Annotated in this window: 1 protein-coding gene; it reads right to left on the bottom strand. The window is 63.4% G+C overall.

Annotation, left to right across the window (positions count from 1 at the left end; genetic code table 11):
- Window positions 1-132 precede the first annotated feature (132 nt).
- The coding region (locus AACY08_RS29365; protein WP_339472592.1) for a M23 family metallopeptidase at window positions 133-467 on the bottom strand (335 nt) is incomplete at its 5' end.

Below are 467 nucleotides of genomic sequence, written 5' to 3'. Positions count from 1 at the left end.
CCCGGCTGGGTATGCTGGATTTTCACCGTCTTCCAGATGCCGCCTTCATATTCGAGAATGTTGCCGAGACGGATTTCGACCGCGTTGATCTTCATGGGGGTGCCTGTAGTTGGAAAGAGCAAGGCGCGGCCTTTAGCCGGGCAAGGGCTGTCCGGCAAGATAGCGGTAGGGGTCGACATCCTCCCCTTCATACCAATGCTGCTCTGGCGTGGTGCGCGTCAGGCCAAAATGCAGGTGGAAATTGCCCGCACCGGCATTGCCGGTATCGCCGACATAGCCGAGCAACGTCCCAGCCGTCACGCCCTGCCCCTCGTGCAGGCCCGGCGCATAACCCGCGAGATGCGCGTAATAATAGGTCCAACGCCGGTCGGGCGAACGCACATAGACAGCGGTCCCGCCCGCTGCGCTGGTGAACAGCTTCTCGACCGTGCCCGGTGCCGCCGCCAGCACCTGACTGGCCGCCGGGG

This window comes from Pseudomonas sp. EL_65y_Pfl1_R83, assembly GCF_963970695.1.
GTDB classification, from domain to species: domain Bacteria; phylum Pseudomonadota; class Gammaproteobacteria; order Pseudomonadales; family Pseudomonadaceae; genus Aquipseudomonas; species Aquipseudomonas tritici.
Note: the sequence above shows the minus strand (reverse complement) of the source record. Positions and strands in the feature narration are given on the sequence as shown.